The 23622-nt window shown below is 72.9% G+C and carries 23 protein-coding genes; 15 read left to right on the top strand and 8 right to left on the bottom strand.

What is annotated here, in order from left to right; genetic code table 11:
* Positions 1-74: 74 nt before the first annotated feature.
* Both ABZ385_RS04475 and ABZ385_RS04470 read left to right on the top strand, forming a co-directional pair.
* On the top strand, positions 75-1028 hold the full coding sequence (locus ABZ385_RS04475) for a hypothetical protein (RefSeq protein WP_358697020.1): 954 nt from the start codon (positions 75-77) through the stop codon (positions 1026-1028).
* 24 nt (positions 1029-1052) lie between these two features.
* A complete protein-coding gene (locus ABZ385_RS04470; protein ID WP_358578004.1) occupies positions 1053-1400 on the top strand; it encodes a rhodanese-like domain-containing protein in 348 nt (115 codons plus the stop codon).
* A 68-nt stretch (positions 1401-1468) separates the two neighbouring features.
* Here ABZ385_RS04470 and ABZ385_RS04465 read toward each other — a convergent pair whose 3' ends face one another.
* The 6 genes from ABZ385_RS04465 to paaA form a co-directional block, all read right to left on the bottom strand.
* Positions 1469-2602, bottom strand: a complete 1134-nt coding sequence (locus ABZ385_RS04465) for an acyl-CoA dehydrogenase family protein (RefSeq protein ID WP_358909766.1) — start codon at positions 2600-2602, stop codon at positions 1469-1471.
* Positions 2603-2718: 116 nt separating this feature from the next.
* Positions 2719-3792, bottom strand: coding sequence for a 2Fe-2S iron-sulfur cluster-binding protein (locus ABZ385_RS04460; protein WP_358909647.1), 1074 nt, complete (start codon positions 3790-3792; stop codon positions 2719-2721).
* A complete protein-coding gene (gene paaD / locus ABZ385_RS04455) occupies positions 3792-4292 on the bottom strand; it encodes a 1,2-phenylacetyl-CoA epoxidase subunit PaaD (protein ID WP_358909645.1) in 501 nt (166 codons plus the stop codon). Before paaD ends, ABZ385_RS04460 begins: the two co-directional genes overlap by 1 nt.
* Positions 4286-5035, bottom strand: a complete 750-nt coding sequence (gene paaC / locus ABZ385_RS04450; protein WP_358909764.1) for a 1,2-phenylacetyl-CoA epoxidase subunit PaaC — start codon at positions 5033-5035, stop codon at positions 4286-4288. Before paaC ends, paaD begins: the two co-directional genes overlap by 7 nt.
* A 2-nt stretch (positions 5036-5037) precedes the next feature.
* Positions 5038-5328, bottom strand: coding sequence for a 1,2-phenylacetyl-CoA epoxidase subunit PaaB (paaB, locus tag ABZ385_RS04445; RefSeq protein WP_030790406.1), 291 nt, complete (start codon positions 5326-5328; stop codon positions 5038-5040).
* The gene (paaA, locus tag ABZ385_RS04440) at positions 5325-6416 is read right to left on the bottom strand and encodes a 1,2-phenylacetyl-CoA epoxidase subunit PaaA (RefSeq protein ID WP_358909643.1); all 1092 of its coding nucleotides are present in this window, start codon (positions 6414-6416) and stop codon (positions 5325-5327) included. Before paaA ends, paaB begins: the two co-directional genes overlap by 4 nt.
* A 186-nt stretch (positions 6417-6602) precedes the next feature.
* Here paaA and ABZ385_RS04435 point away from each other — a divergent pair, with 186 nt between their 5' ends.
* The 3 genes from ABZ385_RS04435 to ABZ385_RS04425 are packed head-to-tail and all read left to right on the top strand — an operon-like array spanning position 6603 to position 9570.
* Complete coding sequence (locus ABZ385_RS04435) at positions 6603-7595, top strand: DUF5819 family protein (RefSeq protein ID WP_358909641.1); 993 nt, start codon at positions 6603-6605, stop codon at positions 7593-7595.
* A 53-nt stretch (positions 7596-7648) separates the two neighbouring features.
* On the top strand, positions 7649-8776 hold the full coding sequence (locus tag ABZ385_RS04430) for an HTTM domain-containing protein (protein ID WP_358909762.1): 1128 nt from the start codon (positions 7649-7651) through the stop codon (positions 8774-8776).
* Positions 8773-9570 carry a TrmH family RNA methyltransferase gene (locus tag ABZ385_RS04425; RefSeq protein ID WP_358697001.1) on the top strand — a complete coding sequence of 266 codons (798 nt, stop codon included), beginning with the start codon at positions 8773-8775 and terminating at the stop codon, positions 9568-9570. Before ABZ385_RS04430 ends, ABZ385_RS04425 begins: the two co-directional genes overlap by 4 nt.
* A 28-nt stretch (positions 9571-9598) precedes the next feature.
* On the opposite strand, the gene paaN is transcribed toward ABZ385_RS04425, so the two are convergent.
* Positions 9599-11290, bottom strand: a complete 1692-nt coding sequence (gene paaN, locus ABZ385_RS04420; protein WP_358909639.1) for a phenylacetic acid degradation protein PaaN — start codon at positions 11288-11290, stop codon at positions 9599-9601.
* Positions 11291-11486: 196 nt separating this feature from the next.
* Here paaN and ABZ385_RS04415 point away from each other — a divergent pair, with 196 nt between their 5' ends.
* Together ABZ385_RS04415 and ABZ385_RS04410 are read left to right on the top strand one after the other, a co-directional pair.
* Positions 11487-12995, top strand: coding sequence for a 3-hydroxyacyl-CoA dehydrogenase (locus ABZ385_RS04415; protein WP_358909637.1), 1509 nt, complete (start codon positions 11487-11489; stop codon positions 12993-12995).
* Entirely contained in the window at positions 12992-13585 is a 594-nt protein-coding gene (locus tag ABZ385_RS04410) for a TetR/AcrR family transcriptional regulator (RefSeq protein WP_358577985.1), read from the top strand. The genes ABZ385_RS04415 and ABZ385_RS04410 overlap by 4 nt, the downstream gene beginning before the upstream one ends.
* Positions 13586-13696: 111 nt before the next feature.
* Here the strand turns inward: ABZ385_RS04410 and ABZ385_RS04405 are convergent, their stop codons facing one another.
* Positions 13697-14206 carry an Lrp/AsnC family transcriptional regulator gene (locus ABZ385_RS04405; RefSeq protein ID WP_358577983.1) on the bottom strand — a complete coding sequence of 170 codons (510 nt, stop codon included), beginning with the start codon at positions 14204-14206 and terminating at the stop codon, positions 13697-13699.
* Positions 14207-14397: 191 nt separating this feature from the next.
* Between ABZ385_RS04405 and pdhA the strand changes: the two genes are divergently transcribed.
* The 8 genes from pdhA (at position 14398) to ABZ385_RS04365 (ending at position 23527) form a co-directional block, all read left to right on the top strand.
* Entirely contained in the window at positions 14398-15552 is a 1155-nt protein-coding gene (pdhA, locus tag ABZ385_RS04400; RefSeq protein WP_358909635.1) for a pyruvate dehydrogenase (acetyl-transferring) E1 component subunit alpha, read from the top strand.
* A complete protein-coding gene (locus ABZ385_RS04395) occupies positions 15549-16565 on the top strand; it encodes an alpha-ketoacid dehydrogenase subunit beta (RefSeq protein ID WP_358577978.1) in 1017 nt (338 codons plus the stop codon). The genes pdhA and ABZ385_RS04395 overlap by 4 nt, the downstream gene beginning before the upstream one ends.
* On the top strand, positions 16565-18115 hold the full coding sequence (locus ABZ385_RS04390; RefSeq protein ID WP_358909633.1) for a dihydrolipoamide acetyltransferase family protein: 1551 nt from the start codon (positions 16565-16567) through the stop codon (positions 18113-18115). Before ABZ385_RS04395 ends, ABZ385_RS04390 begins: the two co-directional genes overlap by 1 nt.
* Positions 18116-18244: 129 nt before the next feature.
* Positions 18245-19192 (top strand): NTP transferase domain-containing protein, encoded by a 948-nt coding sequence (locus ABZ385_RS04385; RefSeq protein WP_358909631.1) that lies wholly within the window; start codon positions 18245-18247, stop codon positions 19190-19192.
* The gene (locus tag ABZ385_RS04380; RefSeq protein ID WP_358909629.1) at positions 19189-20664 is read left to right on the top strand and encodes a molybdopterin molybdotransferase MoeA; all 1476 of its coding nucleotides are present in this window, start codon (positions 19189-19191) and stop codon (positions 20662-20664) included. Before ABZ385_RS04385 ends, ABZ385_RS04380 begins: the two co-directional genes overlap by 4 nt.
* Positions 20652-21758 (top strand): potassium channel family protein, encoded by a 1107-nt coding sequence (locus ABZ385_RS04375; protein WP_358586736.1) that lies wholly within the window; start codon positions 20652-20654, stop codon positions 21756-21758. The genes ABZ385_RS04380 and ABZ385_RS04375 overlap by 13 nt, the downstream gene beginning before the upstream one ends.
* Positions 21759-21995: 237 nt before the next feature.
* Positions 21996-22973 (top strand): NAD(P)H-quinone oxidoreductase, encoded by a 978-nt coding sequence (locus ABZ385_RS04370; RefSeq protein WP_358698556.1) that lies wholly within the window; start codon positions 21996-21998, stop codon positions 22971-22973.
* A 155-nt stretch (positions 22974-23128) separates the two neighbouring features.
* A complete protein-coding gene (locus tag ABZ385_RS04365) occupies positions 23129-23527 on the top strand; it encodes a hypothetical protein (RefSeq protein WP_358909627.1) in 399 nt (132 codons plus the stop codon).
* Positions 23528-23622 lie beyond the last annotated feature (95 nt).

Genomic DNA, 23622 nt, shown 5'->3' with positions numbered 1-23622 from the left:
GCGGCAGCATCCGGTGTGGTGGACGGCGGGCTTCCGGGGCGGGGCGCCTGGTGCCCTACGCTGGTCGAGTGACGATGCCGGAAGCCGAGCCGACGCAGCCCGAGACGCCCGAGACCTCCGGCGGGGAGGCGGGGCGCCCGGCTCCGGAAGGGCGGCTCAAGGACCAGCTCAAGGAGCGGCTGCGGGCGCGCTCCGAGGAGCGGCGCGAGCAGGCGGCGGGGCAGTCCGCGGCAGAGGCGCTGCCAGAGGAGCCGCAGCGGCCCGAGGAGCGGCTCGAAAGGGCCGTGCGCGCCGCCGAGCAGGCGCTGATCGAGTACGAGATCGCGTTGGAGACCTTCCGGGTGGAGGTGGAGAACTTCTCGCGCCTGCACCACCAGAAGCTCGGCCCGATGTACGCGCGCCTCGACGAGCTGGACGCCCGGATCGCGGAGGCCACCGCGGCCCGCACGGGTGATCCCGAGGACCTGCGCAAGGCGGAGGAGGCGCGGGCACGGGTGATGCCGATGCCGGGCGTGGAGGAGCTGTTCCACGGCTGGATGGACGACGAGGGCCTCTCTCCCGAGGCCGCGTCGATGCTCACCGAGCAGTCGGTGCGGCCGCCGCAGCGCGTGCGTCCCGGCGAGGAGGCACGCAAGCTCTACCGCGAGCTGGTCCGCAAGGCGCATCCGGACCTGGCGCAGGAGGAAGGCGAGCGACAGCGGCGCGAGGAGTTCATCACGCGCGTCAACGCCGCCTATGCCCGCGGGGACGAGGCGCTGCTGCGGGAACTGTCCGAGGAGTGGGCCGCGGGGCCCGTGCCGCAGGAGCAGCGGCTCACCCGCAGCGAGGAGCTGTACGCCAGGCTGGAATGGCTCGCCCAGCGCAAGGAACTCCTCTCGGTCCTCGCCAAGGAGCTGGAGGAGAGCGCGATCGGCGGGATGCTGCGGCTCGCGCCCGACGACCCGGACACGCTGCTCGACGAGATCGCCGAGCAGCTGCTCGCGCAGGTCGCCGAGCGCGAGGCGGAGCTGGCACGGCTGACGGCGTAGTCCCGGTCGGGTAGCGTCGGGGGCATGGCTTTCGGATCTCATGTGCCCACCGTCGGCGTCGACGCCCTCACGAGCGGCGACTTTCTGCTGGACGTCCGCGAGGACGACGAATGGCAGGCGGGTCACGCCGAGGGCGCGCTGCACATTCCGATGAGCGAGTTCGTCGCCCGGTACGGCGAGTTGACCGAGGCCGCCCCGCAGGACGGCAAGGTCAACGTCATCTGCCGCTCCGGCGGGCGCTCCGCCCAGGTCGCCATGTACCTGGGGCAGCAGGGCGTCGACGCGGTGAACGTCGCCGGGGGCATGGAGGCCTGGCAGGCCTCGGGCCGACCGGTCGTGGACGACCAGGGCCGGCCGGGCACCGTGGTCTGAGGCCCCTCGCCCCTCTTGACCGCCCCTCTGGACCGCCTCTCTGAACCGTTTCTCTCGACCGCCTCGCGTCAGCCGAGCGGATGGGCGGCCAGCAGGTCGCCCAGCGTCTCCTCGTACGCCGCCGCCGGGCCGAGGGAGAGCTCCAGTTGCTTGGCCCAGGCGTGGTAGCGGTGCAGGGGGTAGTCGGTGTCGGCGCCGAAGCCGCCGTGCAGGTGCTGCGCCGTCTGCACGACCCTCCGTACGCCCTCGGACGCCCAGATCTTGGCGACGGCCACGTCCCCGGTGACGGGCAGTGCGCTGTCGGCGCCGGTGCTGATCCGCCAGGCGGCCTGCCAGAGGGTCACCTCCATGGCGCGCAGGTCGATGTACCGGTCGGCGGCCTGCACCGCCACGGCCTGGAACGTCGCGATGGGGTGCCCGAACTGCTCGCGCTTGCCGGTGTATTCGCCGGTCATGCGGAGCACCGCCTCGCCGAGGCCCAGGGCCAGGGCGCAGGTGCCGGTGGCGAGCAGGTCACGCAGCCGGTCCCAGGCGCCGGCTGCCTCGATGACGTCGCGGGCGTCGACGCGCACGTCCTCCAGGCGCAGCTCGCCGAGCCGTTCGCCGCTGGTGGAGCACTGCTCGGCGATGGTCAGGCCCTCGTGGACGCGGGGCACGAGGGCGAGAATGGTGTGGCCGTCGTCGGCACGGGCGGGCACGAGGACGAGGTCGGCGTTCTGCGCCCAGGGCACGGCGGTCTGCAGCCCGTCGAGGAGCCATCCGTCACCGTCGGGTCGGGCGGTGACGGCGAGGTCCGCCCGGTCGTGGCCGGTCCGGCCGTGGGCGGCGGCGGTGAGGACGAGCTGCCCGAGAGCGGCCCGGGGCAGGACGCGCCGCCGCAACTCGGCGCTGCCGTGGGCCTGTACGAGCGCGGCGGCGGCGGCGTGCTCCAGGAGCGGAACCCGTGCGAGGACCTTCGCGGACTCGCGGAGCACCAGGCACAGGGCGATGGCGTCCAGGTCCACGCCGCCGTGCTCGGTGCCGATGAGCAGCCCGAGCAGGTCGGCGTCCGCGAGCCGGGCCCACACGGCGCGGTCGAAGTCCTCCGCGACGGCACCGGGCGTGCGGGCCGGGCTCGGCACCCCGTCCGGTACGACGCCGGCGAAGAGCGCCCTGGCGGCCTCGACCACGGCCTGCTGTTCCTCGGTGAAGGTGAAGTCCACTGCCTGTCCTCCCACGCACCGGCCTGTCCTGACTGACGGGGCGTCAAGATAGAACAGGTTCTAGGGGAAGGGAACAGCCACGGCGTCCACGGCCGCCGGTACTTGGGCCCGGCGTCTCAGCAGTCGAAGTCCAACTCCACGGTCTCCGTGGCCGGATGGGACTGGCAGGCCAGCACATATCCGGCCTCCGTCTCCTCCGGCTCCAGCGCGAAGTTCCGCTCCATCCGGACCTCTCCCGAGACCCGGAAGGCGCGGCATGTACCGCAGACCCCGCCCTTGCAGGCGTAGGGCGCGTCCGCGCGGTTGCGCAGCACCGTCTCCAGCAGCGTCTCGCCGTCCAGGACGGGCCAGGTGCCCGAGCGGCCGTCGAGGGTCACGGTCACCGTGCTGTGCGCGGGGGTGGCGGGCGAGGCCGGGGGAGCGGTGGAGACGCCGCCGTCCACGTGGAATATCTCCTCGTGAACGCGCCGACGGTCCACACCGAGGCCGCGCAGGGTGCGCTCGGCTCCCTGCACCAGACCGAACGGCCCGCACAGGAACCAGCCCTCGACGTCCGCCACGGGCAGCAACGCCGGCAGCAGACGGGTGAGCCGCTCCTCGTCGAGCCGTCCCGAGTCGAGGCCGGCCTGCTGCTCCTCCCGGGAGAGGACGGTCACCAGCTGGAAGCGGTCCGGCCAACGGTCCTTCAGGTCGGCGACCTCTTCCAGGAACATCGTCGAGGCCGCCGTGCGGTCGCTGCGTATGAGGCAGAACTCGGCTTGCGGTGCGCGCTCCAGGAGGGTGGTGACGATGGAGAGCACCGGCGTGATTCCGCTGCCGCCGACCACCGCCGCATAGCGGCCGGGAGCGGGGTCCAGCGTGAAACGCCCGGCCGGGGTCATCACCTCCAGCTCGTCACCGACACACAGCTCCTTGAAGGCGTACGTCGAGAAGGCGCCGTCCTCCACGAGGCGCACTCCGACGCGCAGTGTCCTGGGCTCGCCGGGGGCGTCGGCGGGTGGGGCGGGCGAGCAGATCGAGTACGTACGCCGGATCTCGGTGCCGTCGGTGAAGCGGCGCAGCGCGAGGTGCTGGCCCGGGGTGAAGCGGTACTCCTCGCGCAGCGCGGGCGGCACGTCGAAGGTCAGCGTCACGGAGTCGTCGGTGAGCCGGTCGACCGCCGCTACCCGGAGCGGGTGGAAGCGTGCCATCACAACTCCTTGAAGTGGTCGAAGGGCTCGCGGCAGGAGGCGCAGCGGCGCAGCGCCTTGCACGCCGTGGAGGAGAAGCGGCTGAGCAGCTCCGTATCCGTCGATCCGCAGTGCGGGCAGCGGATGGACAGGCTCAGGGGCACGGGTCCGTCCGCCGGGTGGGAGCGCGGGGGCGCTATGCCGAACTCGGCGAGCTTGCGGCGGCCTTCGGCGCTGATGTCGTCCGTGGACCAGGCGGGGGAGAGCACGGTGCGCACGGACACCTCGGTCACGCCGTGGTCACGCAGCACCTGCTGTATGTCGCAGGACATGGCCTCGATCGCCGGGCAGCCGGTGTACGTGGGGGTCAGCTCGACGTCGACCTTGCCGGGGGCGAGGACCCGCACGCCGCGCACCACGCCGAGGTCGGCCAGGGTCAGCACGGGCAGCTCCGGGTCGGGCACCGAGCCCGCGAGGGCGAGCAGCTCCGCCTCGAGTGCCGTGGGCGCGGTCGTCACCATGACGCCCCCGGGTGGCTGCGGTGCAGGTGCTGCATCTCGGCGAGCATCCGCCCGAACGGCTCGGTGTGCAGGCCCTGGCGTCCGGCGCCCGCCGTCCACGCGCCGGTCTGCGGTCCGCCGGGCACTGTGAGGGTGGCCCGCTCGACGACGGCCGTCACCGAGGCCGTCCAGCTCTCCCGCAGGGACTCGCCGTCGACGTCGATGCCGTCCACCGGCTGGAACATCTCGCCGGTGAAGCGCCAGAGCGCGTCGAGCCCGCGCTGCATCCGCTCGTGGCTCTCGGCCGTGCCGTCGCCGAGCCGCAGGGTCCACTGCTCGGCGTGGTCCTGGTGATAGGCGACTTCCTTGACGGCCTTCGCCGCCAGGGGCGCGAACTCGCCGTCCCCGGCGGCCAGTCGGCCGTACAGGAGGGTCTGGTAGGTGGAGAAGTAGAGCTGGCGGGCGATGGTGTGGGCGAAGTCGCCGTTCGGCTGCTCGACCAGCTGGAGGTTGCGGAAGGCGCGCTCCTCGCGGAGGTAGGCCAGCTCGTCCTCGTCGCCGGCGAGAGAGAGCAGGACGCGGGCTTGGCCGAGGAGGTCGAGGGCGATGTTCGCGAGGGCGACCTCTTCCTCCAGGACGGGGGCGTGGCCGGCCCACTCCCCCAGACGGTGCGAGAGCACCAGGGCGTCGTCACCCAGGGCGAGGGCGGGCAGGGCCTCGGCCGGGACGGCCGGGGCGCGGGTGGTGGCTGCGGTCGGGGTGATGGTCACAGGTGCTTCACCCCCTCCGGGATGTCGTAGAACGTCGGGTGGCGGTAGGGCTTGTCGCCGGCCGGTTCGAAGAAGGAGTCCTTCTCGTCGGGCGAGGAGGCGGTGATCGCGGTGGACGGCACGACCCAGAGGGAGACGCCCTCGCTCCTGCGGGTGTAGAGGTCGCGGGCGTTGCGCAGGGCCATCTCCGCGTCCGGCGCGTGCAGGCTGCCCGCGTGGGTGTGGGAGAGCCCGCGACGGGAGCGGACGAAGACCTCCCACAGCGGCCAGTCGGTCGAGCTGCTCATGCTGTCGCCTCTCCGTGCTGTGCGGTGCTGCCGTCGGTGCCGCTCATCTGTGGGCTTTCCGCCTGTGCCCCGTCTGCCTGCGTCTTGGCCGGTTGTTTGGCGGCCGCCTGTTTCGTGGCGTAGGCGGCGGCGGCCTCGCGGACCCAGGCGCCTTCCTCGTGGGCACGCCGGCGCTGGGTGATGCGCTGGTCGTTGCACGGGCCGTTGCCCTTGAGGACGTCCCAGAACTCGGTCCAGTCGATCGGGCCGAAGTCGTAGTGCCCTCGCGCCTCGTTCCACACCAGGTCGGGGTCGGGGAGGGTCAGGCCCAGCGAGGCGGCCTGGGGGACGCAGATGTCGACGAAACGCTGGCGCAGCTCGTCGTTCGAGTGGCGCTTGATCTTCCATGTCATCGACTGCTCGGAGTGCGACGACTCGTCGTCGGGCGGGCCGAACATCATCAGCGAGGGCCACCACCAGCGGTTCACCGCGTCCTGCGCCATTTCGTGCTGGGCCTCGGTGCCACGGCTGAGGGCGAGCAGCGACTCGTACCCCTGGCGCTGGTGGAAGGACTCCTCCTTGCAGACGCGGATCATCGCGCGGGCATAGGGGCCGTACGAACAGCGGCACAGGGGGACTTGGTTGGTGATCGCGGCGCCGTCCACGAGCCAGCCGATCGCGCCGACGTCCGCCCAGGTCAGCGTGGGGTAATTGAAGATCGAGGAGTACTTCTGGCGGCCCGAGTGCAGCTTGTCGAGCAGCTCCTCGCGGCTGGTGCCGAGGGTCTCGGCGGCGCTGTAGAGATAAAGGCCGTGCCCGGCCTCGTCCTGCACCTTCGCCATCAGGATCGCCTTGCGCCGCAGGGAAGGGGCGCGGGTGATCCAGTTGGCCTCCGGCTGCATGCCGATGATCTCGGAGTGCGCGTGCTGGGCGATCTGGCGCACGAGGGTGGCGCGATAGGCGTCCGGCATCCAGTCGCGTGGCTCGATGCGCTCGTCGGCGGCGACCGCCGCGTCGAAGGCGGCCTGCTGCTCGGCCGTGCGCGCGGCCGAGGACGCGGCCTCTTCCGGCTCCGTCCCCGCCGCCTTGGGTGCGGCTGCTGTCGCCATCTCGGTCCCCCTCGACCTGGGAGCGAACCGACCGACCGATCGTTCGGTTCGTTGGAATTCAATGGTGCGGCGCGCCGCCATAAGGTGTCAACCCTGTGGATAACTTCGCCGCCGCTGCGCGCGGCAGACAGGCCTGAGTACCGTTCCGGCGGCAGGGTTCGGAGCGGGGCGGGGGAACGGGGCGGAATGGACGGGTACGACGAGGGTTCCGGGGGCGGGTCCGCCGGGCCGTCGGGGTCTGGCGGGCCGCCTGGGGCCGCCGGGCAGCCTGGGGCTACCGGGCCTGTCGAGCCCGCCCCGTCACGCGGGTCTGCCGCGCCTTCCGGACCCACCGGGCCACGTGCGTCCGCTGGGCCGTCCGGACCGAGCGAACCGCCATCCGGCCCGAGCGAACCGCCCTCCGGGCCGAGCAAGCCGCTATCCGGGCCGAGCGAGCCGCCCTCCGGGCCGAGCGAGCCGCCTTCCGGGCCGAGCGAACCGCCACCCGAGCCGAGCGAGCCGCCCTCCGGGTCCCCCCGCCCCGGCATCGCCGGGCTCAAGCTCGGTCACCAGATCGTCGCCGCCTGCGCTCTCGCGCTCATCGCCGTGGTCGCGGGCGTGCACATCGGGATGCTCTTCTTCCACGTCGCTCCCTCGAACACGCTGACCAAGCGGCACGGCGACGTGGTGGACGAATGGATCTACCCCGAGTTCGAACAGAACTGGAAGCTCTTCGCGCCCAACCCGCTCCAGCAGAACGTCGCCGTTCAGGCCCGGGCGGAGCTGCGTACGGCCGGCGGAGGGGTGCGGACCACCGACTGGTACGACCTCTCCGCGCAGGACGGCGCCACCATCGACGGCAGCCTGCTGCCCAGCCACACCCGGCAGAACGAACTGCGCCGCGCCTGGGACTTCTACGTCGGCTCGCACGACGCGCAGAATCGTCCCGTCGGTCTGCGGGGCCGGCTCTCCGAGCGCTACGTCCGCCGCATCGCGTACCTGCGGCTCGAACGGGAGGGGCCCGGCGGCGCGGGCGACGAGATCGCGCGCGTGCAGGTGCGCTCCAGGACCACGAGCGTACGGCCGCCGAAGTGGAGCGAGGAGAAGGTCGCCACCAAGCCGGTGTACCGCCTGGTCCCGTGGTGGTCGGTGACGCCCGACGACCTGCCGCTCGCCGACGCGGAGGGGGCGGCCCGGTGACCCGTACCGAACAGCCCGCCGCGAGGCAGGGGTCTTGGGCCGGGCAACGTCTCCTGGCCGTCGCGCACCCCTTGGCGCGGGGGCTCGACAAGGTCACCGGCCACGCCCTCGGCCCGTATCAGAGCGCGGTGATCCGCATCGGATTCGCCGGCACCTGGCTGTTCTTCCTGCTGCGCGAATTCCCCCACCGCCATGAGATGTACGGCCCCGACGGCCCCTGGGACTGGGAGATGGCGCGCCGGCTCATCTCCGGCAACGGCGCCTTCACCGCCCTGATGTGGTCCGACGCGCGGATCTGGTTCGAGATCGTCTACGCGGTGGCCGTCGTGAGCAGCGCCCTGCTGCTGCTCGGCTGGCGCACGCGCACGATGTCCGTGCTCTTCATGATCGGCGTGCTGTCGTTGCAGAACCGCAGCGTCTTCATCGGCGACGGCGGCGACAACGTCATCCACCTCATGGCGACCTATCTGGTCTTCCTCCGGTGCGGCCAGGTCTGGTCGCTGGACGCGCGGCGGGCGGCACGCGCGCGTGTAGGGGCGGTGCGGGGTGAGCCGGGCGTCGACAGGGTGGGGCCCGTGCTGTGGTGGGCGCTCGGGCTGGGGCTGTCCGTCGTCACCTTGATGGGGGAACTCGATGGCTGGTGGCCCTTGATCTTCTGGGGGGTGTGGCTCGCCCACGGCCTGTGGTGGCTGGCGGGGCGGCGCGCCCCGGACGGTGAGCTGCGCAAGCTCCTCGACGTCGTCGCCAACCTCGTCCACAACGCGGGCCTGCTTGTGATCATGGTGGAGGCCTGTCTGATCTACGCCACCGCCGGCTGGTACAAGATCCAGGGGAGCCGCTGGCAGGACGGGACGGCCGTGTACTACCCGCTGAACCTCGACTACTTCTCCCCGTGGCCGGCTCTCTCCGGACTGCTGTCGTCCCACGGGCTGATGCTGATGCTGGTGACGTACGGGACGGTCGTCGTGCAGGTGGCCTTCCCCTTCACCCTTTTCAACCGGCGGGTGAAGAACGTCCTTCTGGCAGCGATGATCTTCGAGCACGCCGTGATCGCCGTCGTCCTGGGGCTGCCGTTCTTCTCACTCGCGATGATCACCGCCGACGCGGTCTTCCTGCCCACATCGGTCCTGCGGCGCCTCGGCAAGTGGGCGGCACGCGCGCGCGTAGGCTTCGCCTCATGAACGGGACGGAGCCGACGGACGGGACGCACGCGACGGACGCCGACGGCGCCGTACGCGCCTGGCTCGGGCTCGCCGACGCCTCCGTGCTGCTCGACGGCTTCCACGCGATCAAGCACGCGCTGCGCTTCGACGCGCGGGTGCCGGTCGCGCTGACCGCTGACCGCGCGGGCGCGCTGGCGCTCGCCGACGAGCTGGCCCCCGATGTGCGGGACGCGCTGGATGCGCTCCTGGTGGAGGTGTCCGAGGAGCGGCTGCGCGCGCTCGTGCCGAGACTGCACCCCACCGCGATGGCCGCCCTGGCGGTACGCCCCTCGCGCGCCGCCAACCTGGAGGCCCTGGGGCGTACGCCGAGGACGGCGCCGGTCGTCGTGCTCGACGACCCCCGCAACCTGGGCAATGCCGGGGCGGTGATCCGGCTCGCCGCCGGGTTCGGGGCGACCGGTGTCGTCACGACCGGGACGCTGGACCCCTGGCACCCCACTGTCGTACGCGGCGGCGCGGGGCTGCACTTCGCGACCGCCGTGGAGCGCGTGGAGGTCGCCGAGCTGCCGGCCGGGCCGGTGTTCGCGCTCGACGCGGAGGGTGTGGACATCCGGGGGCTGAAGATCCCGGACGACGCCGTGCTCGCGTTCGGTTCCGAGCGCAGCGGTCTCTCGGCGGCCCTGCGGGCACGGGCCGACCAGCTGGTGTCCCTGCCGATGCGGCCGCAGGTGTCCAGCTACAACCTGGCGACGAGCGTCGCCATGGCGCTCTTCCACTGGTCGGCGGGCAGGCCTTCGGGCGTGGAGGCCTGAACCCGCCGCAGTCCGTCCCGCGCGCCGGTCACGCGTCCTTGCGGATCTCCACCACGCGGAAGCGGTTGGCGACGAACGCGCCGTCGCACAGCGCGGCGTTCGCCGCGGGGTTGCCGCCCGAGCCGTGGAAGTCCGAGAACGCCGCCGTCTGGTTCACATAGACCCCTCCCGTGAGGTTCAGGGACAGCTGGGCGCACTCCTCCAGGCAGGTCTCCTCGACGGCCGTGGAGACCTCGTGCGAGGTGGTGTACGCCCCGACGGTCATCGCTCCCTTGTCCCGCACCGTGCGGCGCAGCAGCTCCACGGCGTCCGCCGTCGAGTCGACGGCGACCGCGAAGGAGACCGGGCCGAAGCACTCGCTCAGGTAGGCCGCCTCGGCGTCCGGCTTCGTGCCGTCCAGCTTGACGATGACCGGGGTGCGCACCACGGCGTCCGGGAAGTCGGGGTTGGCCACCTGCCGGGAGGGCAGGGCGACTTCACCGAGGCCGGCGGCCGCTTCCAGGCGGGTCCTCACGTCCGGGTTGACCAGCGCGCCCAGGATGCCGTTGGCCCGGGCGTCGTCACCCAGGAGGCCGCTCACCGAGGCCGCCAGGTCGGCCACCACCTCGTCGTACGACTTGGCCCCGGCGTCCGTGTGGATGCCGTCGCGGGGGATGAGGAGGTTCTGCGGGGTCGTGCACATCTGGCCGCTGTAGAGGGACAGGGAGAAGGCGAGGTTGGCCAGCATTCCCTTGTAGTTGTCCGTCGAGTCGATGACGACGGTGTTGACCCCGGCCTTTTCGGTGTAGACCTGCGCCTGGCGGGCGTTGGCCTCCAGCCAGTCGCCGAAGGACGTCGACCCCGTGTAGTCGATGATCTTGATCTCGGGGCGGACGGCGAGGGTCTTGGCGATGCCCTCGCCGTCCCGCTCGACGGCCAGGCAGACCAGGTTCGGGTCGAAGCCGGCCTCGGCGAGGACCTCGCGGGCGATCCGCACCGTGAGGGCGAGCGGGAGCACCGCGCGCGGGTGGGGCTTGACCAGGACCGGATTGCCGGTCACGAGCGAGGCGAAGAGGCCCGGGTAGCCGTTCCACGTCGGGAAGGTGTTGCAGCCGATCAGGAGCGAGATGCCGCGCGCCACGGGCGTGAACCGCTTGCTCAGCGCGAGGGGGTCGCGCTTCCCCTGGGGCTTGTGCCAGTCGGCGGTGTCGGGGGTGCGGGCCTGCTCCACGTACGCGTACGCGATCGCTTCCAGGGCGCGGTCCTGGGCGTGCGGGCCGCCCGCCTGGAAGGCCATCATGAAGGCCTGGCCGCTGGTGTGCATGACGGCGTGCGCGAGCTCGTGGGTGCGGGCGCCGATGCGCGCCAGGATCTCCAGGCCGATTATCGCGCGTGCTTCCGCGCCCGCGTCGCGCCAGGCGCGCATGCCGGCCCGCATCGCGGGGAGCAGGACGTCGACGTCCGGGTGGGGGTAGGTGATCCCCAGCTCCGGGCCGTAGGGAGAGACCTCGGCGCCGACCCAGTCGTCCGTGCCGGGCTGGTCGAGGTCGAAGCGGGTGCCCTGGAGGGCGTCGAAAGCGGCTTTGCCCTCGGACAGGCTCAGGCTGCCGTCCTCCCCGTACGCCTTGGGGTGCTCGGGGTGCGGCGACCAGTACGCACGCGTGCGGATGGTCTCCAGCGCCTGATCGAGGGTGGGCCGGTGCTTGGCGATCAGCTGGTGCGCGGTGAGTTCGGCGGCCATGACAGGACCAACTCCTCGTCGGTCAGCTCTCCGTCGAGCTGGCGAGATGGGCGGGAACAGTGGGCAGGGACTGGCTGACAGAGCTAGAGTAACCGAACGATCGGTCGGGACAAGAGGGTCCGCCAAACCTGTGGACAACTTCTTCGCGGCCACCCCGAAACCTCCGGCCGGCCCACCGTGCGGGAGGATCGCGAGCATGACAGCACTCGAGCTCAGCAGCGCCGTTGCCGTGGTCGGCACCGGAACCATGGGGCAGGGCATCGCACAGGTCGCCCTGGTGGCCGGCCACCCCGTGCGGCTGTACGACGCCGCCCCCGGCCGGGCGAAGGCGGCGGCCGACGCGATCGGCGTCCGCCTGGATCGGCTCGTGGAGAAGGGCAGGCTCTCGGCCGGCGACCGCGCCACCGCGGCCGCCCGGCTCGCGCCCGCCGAGAGCCTCGCGGAACTGGCCGGCTGCGCCCTCGTCATCGAGGCGGTGCTGGAGCAACTGGAGGTCAAGCAGCGGCTGTTCCAGGACCTGGAGGACGTCGTCGCCGAGGACTGTCTGCTGGCCACCAACACCTCCTCGCTCTCCGTGACGGCCATCGCGGGCGCCCTGAAGAAGCCGGGCCGCTTCCTCGGCCTGCACTTCTTCAACCCGGCGCCGCTGCTCCCCCTCGTGGAGGTCGTCAGCGGCTTCGCGACCGACGAGGCGGCGGCCACGCGCGCGTACGAGACCGCGCGGGCCTGGGGCAAGACTCCGGTGCGCTGCGCCGACACCCCCGGGTTCATCGTCAACCGCGTCGCCAGGCCCTTCTACGCCGAGGCGCTGCGCCTGTACGAGGAGCGGGTCGCCGACCCGGCGACGATCGACGCGGTCCTGCGCGAGTGCGGCGGCTTCAAGATGGGCCCCTTCGAGCTGACCGACCTCATCGGCCAGGACGTCAACGAAGCCGTCACGCGCTCCGTGTGGGAGTCGTTCTTCCAGGACCCCAAGTTCACGCCCTCGCTCGCCCAGCGCCGGCTCGTCGAGTCCCGCCGCCTCGGCCGCAAGTCGGGGCAGGGCTGGTACGCGTACGACGACACCCCGCGCGCGGAGCCGCACACTGCGGGGCACGAGCGGGCTCCGGAGTCCGTCACCGTCCACGGTGACCTCTTCGCGGCGGACGCCCTGCTCGACCTCATGCGGGAAGCCGGCATCCGGGTCGGGCACGGGAAGGACGCCCCGAGCTGTCCCGGCTCCATCGAGCTGCCCGGCGGCGCGCGGCTCGAACCGGCCGACGGGACGTCCCCCGACGCCGCGGCGGAACCCACGATCCACTTCGACCTCGCCCTGGACTACCGCACCGCGACCCGTATCGCCCTGGCCCCCTCCGGCCGGGTGGACGAGCGGGCGCTGAAGGAGGCGGTCGGCCTCTTCCAGGCGCTCGGCAAGAAGGTCAGCGTCATCGGCCCCGCCCCGGGGATGATCGTCGCCCGCACGGTGTGGATGCTCGTCGACTTCGCCCTGGACGCCGTCGGCCGCGAGGTGGCGGACGCACAGGACGTCGACACCGCCATGCGGCTCGGCGTCAACTACCCGCTCGGACCGATCGAATGGGGTCGGCGGCTCACCGCGTACCGCGTGGCCGAGGCGCTGGACCTGATGAACGACGAGTACCCCACCGGGCGTTACGCGCCCTCCCAGGCCCTGCGGCGCCAGGCCGTGCGAGAGGAGTACTCATGACCACCGCCCGGCGTGACACGTACACCCCGGAGACGCTGCTGAGCGTCGCCGTACGGGTCTTCAACGAACGCGGCTACGACGGCACGTCCATGGAGCACCTCTCCAAGGCGGCCGGTATCTCCAAGTCCTCGATCTACCACCACGTGGCGGGAAAGGAGGAACTGCTGCGCCGCGCGGTCAGCCGGGCGATCGACGGCCTCTTCGGGATCCTCGCCGAGGAGCACGCGCGCGTGGGCAGCGCCGTCGAGCGCCTGGAGTACGTCACGCGGCGCACGGTCGAGGTCCTCGTCGCCGAGCTGCCCTACGTGACGCTGCTGCTGCGGGTGCGCGGCAACACCGACACCGAGCGGTGGGCCCTGGAGCGGCGCAGGGAGTTCGACCAGCAGGTGGCCGCGCTGCTCAAGGAGGCGGTCGCGGACGGCGACCTGCGCTCCGACGTCGAGCTGCGCCTGGCGACCCGGCTGCTCTTCGGAATGATCAATTCCATCGTGGAGTGGTACCGGCCGGAGAGCCGGGGAGCGGCCAACGGCGGCCAGATCGCCGACGCCGTCGTGCAGCTGGCCTTCGGCGGGCTGCGCACCGACCGCTGACTCACGGACGCCGGCGTCCCGGGCCTCCTTTTCCGGCCCGGTGAGCTCCGGCCCGGTGCTCCGGCCCGGTGAGCTCCCGCCCGGTGCGCCGGCCGGCGTTCCGGCTCGACGTCAGGGGTGGGTGCTCGGCTCGGCGCTCTGCAGGTCGTCCTCCTCGAAGACCAGCAGCGTCCGCGTGCTGAGGACCTCGGGGATGGACTGCAGCCGGGTGAGCACCAGCTCCCGCAGCGCGCGGTTGTCGGGCGTGTGCACCAGGAGCAGTACGTCGAAGTCGCCGCTGACCAGTGCGATGTGGGAGGCGCCGGGGAGCGCGCGCAGATGCTCGCGCACCGTGCGCCAGGTGTTCTGCACGATCTTCAGCGTGATGTACGCCGACGCGCCCTGCCCGGCGCGCTCGTGATTGATCCGCGCCCCGAACCCCCGGATGACGCCGTCGTCGATGAGGCGGTTGATGCGCGCGTAGGCGTTGGCCCGCGAGACATGGACCCGCTCGGCGACGGACCGTATCGACGCGCGACCGTCCGTGTGCAGGATCTGGAGGATGTCGCGGTCGATGGCGTCCAGGGATCGGGGCTCCGGACGGTCCTCGGCATGCTGGTCGGCCATTCGTTCAGATGCCATGTCCCCCCGCCTCCCTACCATGGACGTACTGCGTCCATCCCAGGCTGTGCAGAACCGTTTGTCCACAGCCTGGAGGTGCCTGTAGCCAAAATGTGCCGACGACCGAACAATCGGTAGGTGAGGCGCCTCACATCACCGCGCCTCTTTTGCCGCTCCTCACGAGGAGACCGCTTCCCCCAGGAGGTGCCGTCATGACGGTCATGGAGCAGCGGGGCGCCTACCGGCCGACCCCGCCCCCCGCTTGGCAGCCCAGGACCGACCCCGCGCCGCTGCTGCCGGACGCGGAGCCGTACCGGGTGCTCGGCACCGAGGCCGCCGCGAAGGCCGATCCGGGGCTGCTGCGCCGCCTCTACGCGGAGCTGGTGCGCGGGCGCCGCTACAACACGCAGGCGACGGCGCTGACGAAGCAGGGCAGGCTCGCGGTCTACCCCTCGAGCACCGGCCAGGAAGCGTGCGAGGTGGCCGCCGCGCTGGCCCTGGCGGAGCGGGACTGGCTCTTCCCGAGCTACCGGGACACGCTCGCCGTGGTCGCCCGGGGCCTCGACCCGGTGAGCGCCCTGACGCTGCTGCGCGGCGACTGGCACACCGGATACGACCCGCGCGAGCACCGCACGGCGCCCCTGTGCACCCCCCTGGCCACCCAGCTCCCCCACGCCGTGGGCCTCGCGCACGCCGCCCGCCTGAAGGGGGACGACGTCGTCGCGCTCGCCATGGTCGGCGACGGCGGCACCAGCGAGGGCGACTTCCACGAGGCGCTGAACTTCGCCGCCGTGTGGCGGGCGCCCGTGGTCTTCCTCGTGCAGAACAACGGCTTCGCGATCTCCGTGCCGCTCGCCAAGCAGACCGCCGCCCCCTCCCTGGCCCACAAGGCCGTCGGGTACGGGATGCCGGGGCGCCTGGTGGACGGCAACGACGCGGTCGCGATGACCGAGGTCCTCGGTGAAGCGGTCACCCGCGCGCGTGAGGGCGGCGGCCCGACGCTCGTGGAGGCGGTCACCTACCGGATGGAGGCCCACACGAACGCCGACGACGCCACGCGCTACCGCGGGGACGCCGAGGTCGAGGCCTGGCGCGGCCACGACCCGATCCTGCTCCTGGAGCGGGAGCTGGCAGGGCGGGGCCTTCTCGACGACGACTTCAAGCGGCGGACGGGCGAGGAGGCCGAGGCCATGGCCGCCGACCTGCGCGAGCGCATGAACCAGGACTCCCTGCTCGACCCCATGGACCTCTTCACGCACGTGTACGCCGAGCAGACCTCGCAACTGCGGGAGCAGGCGGCGCAGTTGCGGGCCGAGCTGGACGCCGCCTCGGAAGAGGCGCACGCATCGGAGGGTGGGACGCGATGACCACGGTCGCGGCGAGGCCGGCCACCAAACCGGCCACCATGGCGCAGGCGCTCGGGCGGGCGCTGCGCGACTCCATGGCCGAGGACTCCTCCGTGCACGTCCTCGGAGAGGACGTGGGGGCGCTCGGCGGCGTCTTCCGGGTCACGGACGGGCTCACGAAGGAGTTCGGCGAGGACCGCTGTACGGACACGCCGCTGGCCGAGGCGGGCATCCTCGGGACGGCCGTCGGCATGGCGATGTACGGACTGCGGCCCGTCGTCGAGATGCAGTTCGACGCCTTCGCCTACCCCGCGTTCGAACAGCTCCTGTCGCATGTGGCGAAGATGCGCAACCGCACCAGGGGCGCGATGCCGCTGCCCCTCACCGTGCGCGTGCCCTACGGCGGCGGGATCGGCGGCGTCGAGCACCACAGCGACTCCTCCGAGGCGTACTACATGGCGACCCCGGGGCTCCATGTCGTCACCCCCGCCACGGTCGCCGACGCCTACGGCCTGCTGCGGGCCGCCATCGCCTCCGACGACCCGGTCGTCTTCCTGGAGCCGAAGCGGCTGTACTGGTCCAAGGCCGACTGGAACCCGGACGCGCCGCAGACCGTTGAACCGATAGGACGCGCGGTGGTGCGGCGCCCCGGCCGCAGCGCCACGCTCATCACGTACGGCCCGTCGGTGCCCGTCTGCCTGGAGGCGGCCGAGGCGGCGCGCGCCGAGGGCTGGGACCTCGAAGTGCTCGACCTGCGGTCGTTGGTGCCCTTCGACGACGAGACGGTCGCCGCGTCCGTGCGGCGCACGGGCCGGGCGGTCGTCGTGCACGAGTCGACCGGTTTCGCGGGCCCCGGCGCGGAGATCGCCGCGCGGGTCACCGAGCGGTGCTTCCACCATCTGGAGGCGCCGGTGCTGCGGGTCGCGGGGTTCGACGTCCCCTATCCGCCGCCCATGCTGGAGAAGCACCATCTGCCGGGCGTCGACCGGATCCTGGACGCGGTCGCGCGGTTGCAGTGGGAGGCGCAGAGCTGATGGCGCAGGTGCTGGAGTTCAAGCTGCCGGACCTGGGCGAGGGGCTGACAGAGGCCGAGATCGTCCGCTGGCTGGTCGAGGTCGGGGACGTCGTCGCCGTGGACCAGCCGGTCGTCGAGGTCGAGACGGCCAAGGCGATGGTCGAGGTGCCGTGCCCCTACGGAGGCGTGGTCACCGCCCGCTTCGGCGCGGAGGGCGCGGAACTGCCCGTCGGGGCACCGCTGCTGACGGTCGCGGTGGGAGCGCCGGCCGAGGCCTCCGCACCCGGGGTCCCCGTACCCGAGGCCTCCGCACCCGGGGTCCCCGTACCCGAGGCCTCCGCACCCGGGGCTTCCGCACCCGAGGAGCCCGCCGAGCGGGCCCTGCAGACCGCCGCGGAAGAGGCTTCGGGAAACGTCCTGGTCGGTTACGGCACTGCGGCCGCCCCGGCCCGCCGCAGAAGGGTGCGGCCCACCCGGCACGCCGTGGCGGCGCCGTCCGAGGAGCCGCGCCCGGAACAGGGACGCACGCGCGTGGCCGGTCCGGTTCCGGTGATCTCCCCCCTCGTGCGCAGGCTGGCGCGGGAGCACGGGGTGGACCTGCGGGCGCTCGCGGGCTCGGGCCCGGAGGGGTTGATCACACGGGGTGACGTCGAGGCGGCCATCGGCGGGGGCGGGACGGCCGGGCGCGCCTCCGCTACGACGGAGCGTGCCGCCACCACGACCGAGCACGCCGCCGTCGGGGCGCAAGAGGCGCGTCGGGGCGCGGAGGCCACGGCGGCGGTCCGCGCGGACGACGAGCTGGTCCGCGCCGGGTCCGCGCAGGCGCGGCGCCAGGTCGAGGCGGGGCAGGAGCCCACGGACGCGGGACGGGAGTCCCGGCACGCGCTGACCGGCATCCGGGGCCTCGTCGCGGACAAGATGGCCCGCAGCAGGCGCGAGATACCCGAGGCCACCTGCTGGGTCGACGCCGACGCGACGGAACTGCTCGCCGCCCGCACCGCCATGAACGCCGCGACGACGGAGGGCGACGGCCACAAGGTGTCGCTGCTCGCGCTGTTCGCCCGCATCACGGTGGCCGCGCTCACGCGCTTCCCGATGCTGAACTCCAGCGTGGACATGGAGGCGCGGGAGGTGCGGCAGTTCGCCGACATCCACCTCGGATTCGCCGCGCAGACGGAGCGTGGCCTGGTCGTGCCCGTCGTACGGCACGCGCAGGCGCGCACCACCGAGTCGATCAACGCCGAGCTGGTGCGGCTCACGCAGGCGGGGCGGGCCGGGAGGCTGACCCCCGGGGAGCTGACCGGGGGGACGTTCACGCTGAACAACTACGGGGTGTTCGGGGTGGACGGTTCCACGCCGATCATCAACCACCCCGAGGCGGCCATGCTCGGCGTCGGCCGGATCGTGCCGAAGCCGTGGGTGCACGAGGGGGAGCTGGCGGTGCGGCACGTGGTCCAGCTGTCGCTCACCTTCGACCACCGGGTGTGCGACGGCGGCACGGCGGGCGGCTTCCTGCGGTACGTGGCGGACTGCGTCGAACAGCCGGCGGTGCTGCTGCGCTCGGTGTGAACCTGCCGGGGGGAGCCGGGCGGGCGCGCCGGATGGCATGCCGGGGGCGGCGTCCAAGTAGCGGAAGTCCCTTGCGCCCGGGGTTGTTCGCGGGGTGGCGATGATCCCGCGTAGGGACATACTCGGGGGGTGACCGCGAACGAAGGTGGCGTCCACGACGCCGTGGTGCTCGCCGGCGGCGGTGCCGCGCGGCTCGGCGGCGCCGACAAACCCGGGGTGCGCGTGGGCGGCCGGACGCTGATCGACCGGGTCCTGGCCGCCTGTTCCGGCGCCGGGACCACCGTCGTCGTGGCCGCGCCGAGACCGACGGCCCGGCCCGTGGTGTGGGCGCGCGAGGACCCGCCGGGCGGCGGGCCGCTGGCCGCGCTCGCCGCCGGGCTGCGGCGCACGACGGCGGAGCGGGTGCTGGTGCTCTCCGCCGACCTGCCGTTCCTGGACGGGCGGACGGTGCGCCGGTTGCTCGACGCGCTGCGGGACAGTGGTGCGGACGGGGCGCTCCTCACCGATCCCGGGGGGCGTGACCAGCCGCTCGTGGCGGCCTATCGCAGCGCGTCGCTGCGGCGGAGGCTCGCGGAGGTCGCGCAGACGCGCGCGGGTACCGGCGCGGACACGGGCGAGGGTGGCGGGCTCGACGGGCTTCCGCTGCGCCTGCTCACCGCGCGGCTCGATCTGACCCGGGTCGCGGACCCCGTCGCCGCCTTCGACTGCGACACCTGGGACGACATCGCCGCCGCACGGGCGCGGATCAGGGAGCATGGGCACGTGTTGGATGAATGGATTTCCGCAGTCAAGGACGAGCTCGGCATCGAACTCGACGTCGATACCGGCACCCTCCTCGACCTCGCCCGCGACGCCGCGCACGGCGTGGCCAGGCCCGCGGCACCGCTGACCACGTTCCTCGTCGGCTACGCGGCGGCTCAGGCCGCCGCGTCGGGCGGGACGGGTGGCGGCGCCGAGGCGGTGGCCGAGGCGGCGCGCAAGGCCGCGGCGCTCGCGGCACGCTGGGCGCAGGAGGCTCGCCAGGACACGAAGGACGACGGCACGCCCGCCCCCGACGCCGCGTCCGATGCCGGATGACCGGGCAACCCGCTCCGGACGCCGAACTCGACGAGGCGCTTGCCCTGGTGAACGAGTGCCGGGACGGCCGCAGAGCCGTGCCCCACTCGGCGTCCCCGGCGTCCCCGGCGGCCCCGGCCTCTACGCCGTCCTCGGCCTCCCCCGTCTCCCCGCCGACGCCTCCGTCCGCCCCGTCCCACACGCGGCCCGGCACGTGGGAGCAGGCCCCAGAGGGCGGGGCCGCGCACGTCGGCGTCACCTCATGGCCCGCCGCCCGCGCACGTGCCGCGCAGGCCGTGCCCCGGGCGGGAGGCGAGCCCGTGGCCGTCCCCCTGGACCAGGCGCTCGGACTGACCCTGGCCGCCCCGCTCACCGCCCTCACCGACCTGCCGTCCTTCGACACCTCCGCCATGGACGGCTGGGCCGTCGCGGGGCCGGGCCCCTGGGGCGTACGGGAGGACAAGGTCCTCGCCGGGCACGAGGGGCCCGAGACCCTCGGGGACGGTGAGGCGGTCCGGATCGCGACGGGTGCCCGCATCCCGCGGGAGGCCACCGCCGTGCTGCGCTCGGAACACGGCCGACTGGACGCCAGGGGCAGGCTGCACGCCCTGCGCGAGGTGGTGCAGGGCCAGGACATCCGGCCGCGCGGCCAGGAGTGCCGTTCCGGCGACCAGCTGCTGCCGGCCGGCTCCCTGGTCACGCCCGCCGTGCTCGGTCTGGCCGCGGCGGCGGGGTACGACACACTCGCCGCGCTGCGTCGGCCCCGGGTCGACATCCTCGTACTCGGTGATGAGCTGTTGACCGAGGGCCTGCCCCGCGAGGGCCTCATCCGGGACGCGCTCGGCCCGATGCTGCCGTCCTGGCTGCGCGCGCTCGGCGCCGAGGTCACCGGCGTGCGGCGGCTGGGCGACGACGCCGACGCGCTGCACGCCGCGCTCACCGACTCCGCCGCCGACCTGATCGTCACCACCGGCGGCACGGCGGCGGGCCCCGTCGACCACGTCCACCCCACGCTGCGCCGCATCGGCGCCGAACTGCTCGTGGACGGTGTCGCCGTGCGGCCCGGGCACCCGATGCTGCTGGCCCGGATCCGGCCCGGCCGGCATCTCGTCGGGCTGCCGGGCAATCCGCTCGCCGCCATCTCCGGCCTGCTCACGCTGGCCGAACCCCTGCTGCGTACGCTCACCGGACGCGGGTCCGGGGCCGCCACCACGTACGCCCCACACGCCTCGCCCGCCGCCTCGCCCGCCGCGTACACCGCGCCCGTACGCGAGGACGTGCAAGGGCACCCGCACGACACCCGCCTCGTCCCCGTCACCCTGCGCGCCGAGCACGCCGTGCCGCTGCGGTTCAACGGCCCGGCGATGCTGCGGGGCATCGCGGGGGCCGACGGGCTCGCGGTGGTGCCGCCCGGCGGGGCACGCGGGGGCCAGGTGTTGGAGATCCTGGACCTGCCCTGGCGTTCGACCGACGGCGGGGTGTGTTTCACGTGAAACTTCCCGGCCACGACGTGATCGCCCGCCAACCCGACGAACACCATGTGACCCACCGGATCAAGCTGCCCCAGCGGGTGGTCGAACGGCCGTTGCGCCAGGTCACCCGGCGGCTGGCGATGGCGTTGCTGGTGCTTGCCCTGACGACGTTCCTGGTGTGGATCGACCGGAGCGGCTACCACGACAACTCGGATGAGCGCGTCGACTTCCTCGACGCCGCGTACTACGCCACCGTGACGCTCTCCACCACCGGGTACGGCGACATCGTCCCGTACAGCGACAGCGCGCGGCTCACCAACATCCTCCTGATCACGCCGTTGCGCGTGCTCTTTCTGATCATCCTGGTCGGTACGACCCTCGAAGTGCTCACGGAACGTACGCGCGAGGAATGGCGTCTGTCCCGCTGGAGGTCCAACTTGCGTGAACACACTGTCGTCGTCGGCTTCGGCACCAAGGGCCGTTCGGCGATCCAGACCGTCTGCGCCACCGGTCTGAAACCGGAGCAGATCGTGGTGGTCGATCCCAGCGCGAAGGCCATCGAGGCGGCGACGGCCGAGGGGTACGCGGGTGTCATCGGTGACGCGACGCGCAGTGATGTGCTGTTGCGGGCGGAGGTCCAGCGGGCCCGGCAGATCATCATCGCGACGCAGCGCGACGACACGGCGGTGCTGGTCGCGCTCACCGCGCGGCAGTTGAACCGCGGGGCGAAGATCGTGGCGGCGGTGCGCGAGGAGGAGAACGCGCCGCTGCTGCGGCAGTCCGGTGCCGATGCGGTGATCACCAGTGCGAGCGCGGCGGGACGGCTGCTCGGCCTCTCCGTGCTGAGCCCTAGCGCGGGCATGGTCATGGAGGACCTGATCCAGCAGGGCACGGGGCTCGATCTCGTCGAGCGGCCGGTGATAAAGGCCGAGGTGGGGCGGGGGGTGCGGGAGACGGATGACCTCGTGGTGAGTGTCGTACGCGGGCATCGGGTGCTGGGGTACGACGATCCGGCCGTCGGGAAGCTGGAGTTGACGGACCGGCTGATCACGATTGTCCGGGCGTCGCCCGCGTCGGTGGTCGCGCCCGACGCGAGGCCGTTGCCGGCGGATTGATCTGGCCCGGGGGCCTTGGGGGTTCGCCCCCGGGGCGGGGGCGGGGCCGGCTCCGGGCCGTGTGCCGGGGGTCGGGGTGCCGCCGGGGGGGGTGAGGTCGCTGTTCTCGTGGCGGTGTGTTGTGGCTTGTCGCGCAGTTCCCCGCGCCCCTGGTGGGGCGCCCGTGGCTGTCCGTCGAGAGGTGCACGCCCGTGGGGTTTCCTTGGTGTGGGGGGCGGCGGGAGTAGCCTCGGCCGCATGTATGCGATCACGATCCCCGAACCCGGCGGCCCCGAAGCGCTCGTGTGGGCCGAGGTGCCCGATCCCGTGCCCGGCGAGGGCGAGGTGCTGGTCGAGGTGGTGGCGAGCGCCGTCAACCGCGCCGACCTGCTCCAGCGCCAGGGCTTCTACAACCCGCCGCCCGGCGCGTCCCCCTACCCCGGTCTGGAGTGCGCGGGCCGGATCACCGCCCTTGGACCCGGCGTCTCCGGCTGGGCGGTCGGCGACGAGGTGTGCGCCCTGCTCTCCGGCGGCGGCTACGCCGAGCAGGTCGTCGTCCCGGCCGGGCAGCTGCTCCCCGTGCCCGAGGGCGTCGACCTCGTGACGGCGGCCGCGCTGCCCGAGGTGACCGCGACCGTCTGGTCCAACGTGTTCATGATTTCCCACCTGCGGCCCGGTGAGACGCTGCTCGCGCACGGCGGTTCCAGCGGCATCGGCACCATGGCGATCCAGCTGGGCAAGGCGGTCGGCGCGAAGGTCGCCGTCACGGCGGGCAGCAAGGAGAAGCTGGCGTACTGCCAGGAGCTGGGCGCCGACATCCTCATCAACTACCGCGAGCAGGACTTCGTGGAGGAGCTGGCACGCGCCACGGACGGGGCCGGTGCCGACGTCATCCTCGACAACATGGGCGCGAAGTACCTGGACCGGAACGTGCGCGCCCTCGCGGTGAACGGGCGGCTCGCGATCATCGGCATGCAGGGCGGCGTCAAGGGCGAGCTGAACATCGCCACGCTGCTCAACAAGCGCGCCGCCGTCACCGCCACCTCGCTGCGGGGGCGGCCCGCGGCCGAGAAGGCGTCGATCGTCGCGGCGGTGCGGGAGCACGTCTGGCCGCTCATCGGCGCGGGGCATGTGCGGCCGATCGTCGACCGGACGGTGCCGATGAGTGACGCGGCCGAGGCGCATCGGGTGCTGGAGGAGAGCGGGCACATCGGGAAGGTGCTGCTCACGCGGTAGCCGTCACACCCTCTTGGGCGCGATCGAGGTGCCGGGATGGTCATGCCATGTGAGTGTTGTGCCTGGCGTGATGTTCCTCTTGACCTTGGGTGTCCCGACTGCGGGAGGCGACCGGCGCGGTGACTGTTTCGTGGCTGGCTCTGCGTGGGGTCCTCGTGACGACGCTGCTCACCGTCCTCGGGACGGTCGCGTCCCTCGGGTCGGTTCCGTCCGGGCTCGTGTCGTACGTGGCCGAAGCCGGGCCCCGGGGCCCCGTCACCAGCGTCGACGAGACGCCCCGGGCCGGCAGCCGTCCGGGTGAGGGCCGCGCGCGGCCGGGGCGCGCCGATGCGCCCATCCCCGATCCGCCGGCACCGCCCTCGCCGCCGCCGGACGTATCCCCGCCGCGACCCGAACGGGTGTCGGTGACCCTCCGGGACGGCATGAGCGACCCGAAGGAGCCGACCTCCACGGAGTCCGTGCTGCCCGGGCCCCGGGTGCTGCCGCTCGGCGGCGGCCTGGTCCTGATCGGCCTCGGCCTTGGTTTCCTCGGCCTGCGGCTGCGGCGTGACTGAGCGGCGGCGGAGGGGGTGGCCGAAGGGATGGTGGCCGAGGGGTGGTGCCCGAGGTGTTCGCGAGGGTGGATCACCGCCGTATGGGGGCACCACCG

Source organism: Streptomyces sp. NPDC005898 (genome assembly GCF_040629635.1).
Lineage (GTDB): Bacteria > Actinomycetota > Actinomycetes > Streptomycetales > Streptomycetaceae > Streptomyces.
Note: the sequence above shows the minus strand (reverse complement) of the source record. Positions and strands in the feature narration are given on the sequence as shown.

Bases quoted from the DNA above. Each gene is read 5' to 3' on its own strand.
- ABZ385_RS04475 (WP_358697020.1), top strand. From the start codon at position 75: ATGCCGGAAGCCGAGCCGACGCAGCCCGAGACGCCCGAGACCTCCGGC.
- ABZ385_RS04470 (WP_358578004.1), top strand. From the start codon at position 1,053: ATGGCTTTCGGATCTCATGTGCCCACCGTCGGCGTCGACGCCCTCACG.
- ABZ385_RS04460 (WP_358909647.1), bottom strand. From the start codon at position 3,792: ATGGCACGCTTCCACCCGCTCCGGGTAGCGGCGGTCGACCGGCTCACC.
- paaD (WP_358909645.1), bottom strand. From the start codon at position 4,292: ATGGTGACGACCGCGCCCACGGCACTCGAGGCGGAGCTGCTCGCCCTC.
- paaB (WP_030790406.1), bottom strand. From the start codon at position 5,328: ATGAGCAGCTCGACCGACTGGCCGCTGTGGGAGGTCTTCGTCCGCTCC.
- paaA (WP_358909643.1), bottom strand. From the start codon at position 6,416: ATGGCGACAGCAGCCGCACCCAAGGCGGCGGGGACGGAGCCGGAAGAG.
- ABZ385_RS04435 (WP_358909641.1), top strand. From the start codon at position 6,603: ATGGACGGGTACGACGAGGGTTCCGGGGGCGGGTCCGCCGGGCCGTCG.
- ABZ385_RS04425 (WP_358697001.1), top strand. From the start codon at position 8,773: ATGAACGGGACGGAGCCGACGGACGGGACGCACGCGACGGACGCCGAC.
- paaN (WP_358909639.1), bottom strand. From the start codon at position 11,290: ATGGCCGCCGAACTCACCGCGCACCAGCTGATCGCCAAGCACCGGCCC.
- ABZ385_RS04415 (WP_358909637.1), top strand. From the start codon at position 11,487: ATGACAGCACTCGAGCTCAGCAGCGCCGTTGCCGTGGTCGGCACCGGA.
- ABZ385_RS04410 (WP_358577985.1), top strand. From the start codon at position 12,992: ATGACCACCGCCCGGCGTGACACGTACACCCCGGAGACGCTGCTGAGC.
- ABZ385_RS04405 (WP_358577983.1), bottom strand. From the start codon at position 14,206: ATGGCATCTGAACGAATGGCCGACCAGCATGCCGAGGACCGTCCGGAG.
- pdhA (WP_358909635.1), top strand. From the start codon at position 14,398: ATGACGGTCATGGAGCAGCGGGGCGCCTACCGGCCGACCCCGCCCCCC.
- ABZ385_RS04395 (WP_358577978.1), top strand. From the start codon at position 15,549: ATGACCACGGTCGCGGCGAGGCCGGCCACCAAACCGGCCACCATGGCG.
- ABZ385_RS04390 (WP_358909633.1), top strand. From the start codon at position 16,565: ATGGCGCAGGTGCTGGAGTTCAAGCTGCCGGACCTGGGCGAGGGGCTG.
- ABZ385_RS04380 (WP_358909629.1), top strand. From the start codon at position 19,189: ATGACCGGGCAACCCGCTCCGGACGCCGAACTCGACGAGGCGCTTGCC.
- ABZ385_RS04370 (WP_358698556.1), top strand. From the start codon at position 21,996: ATGTATGCGATCACGATCCCCGAACCCGGCGGCCCCGAAGCGCTCGTG.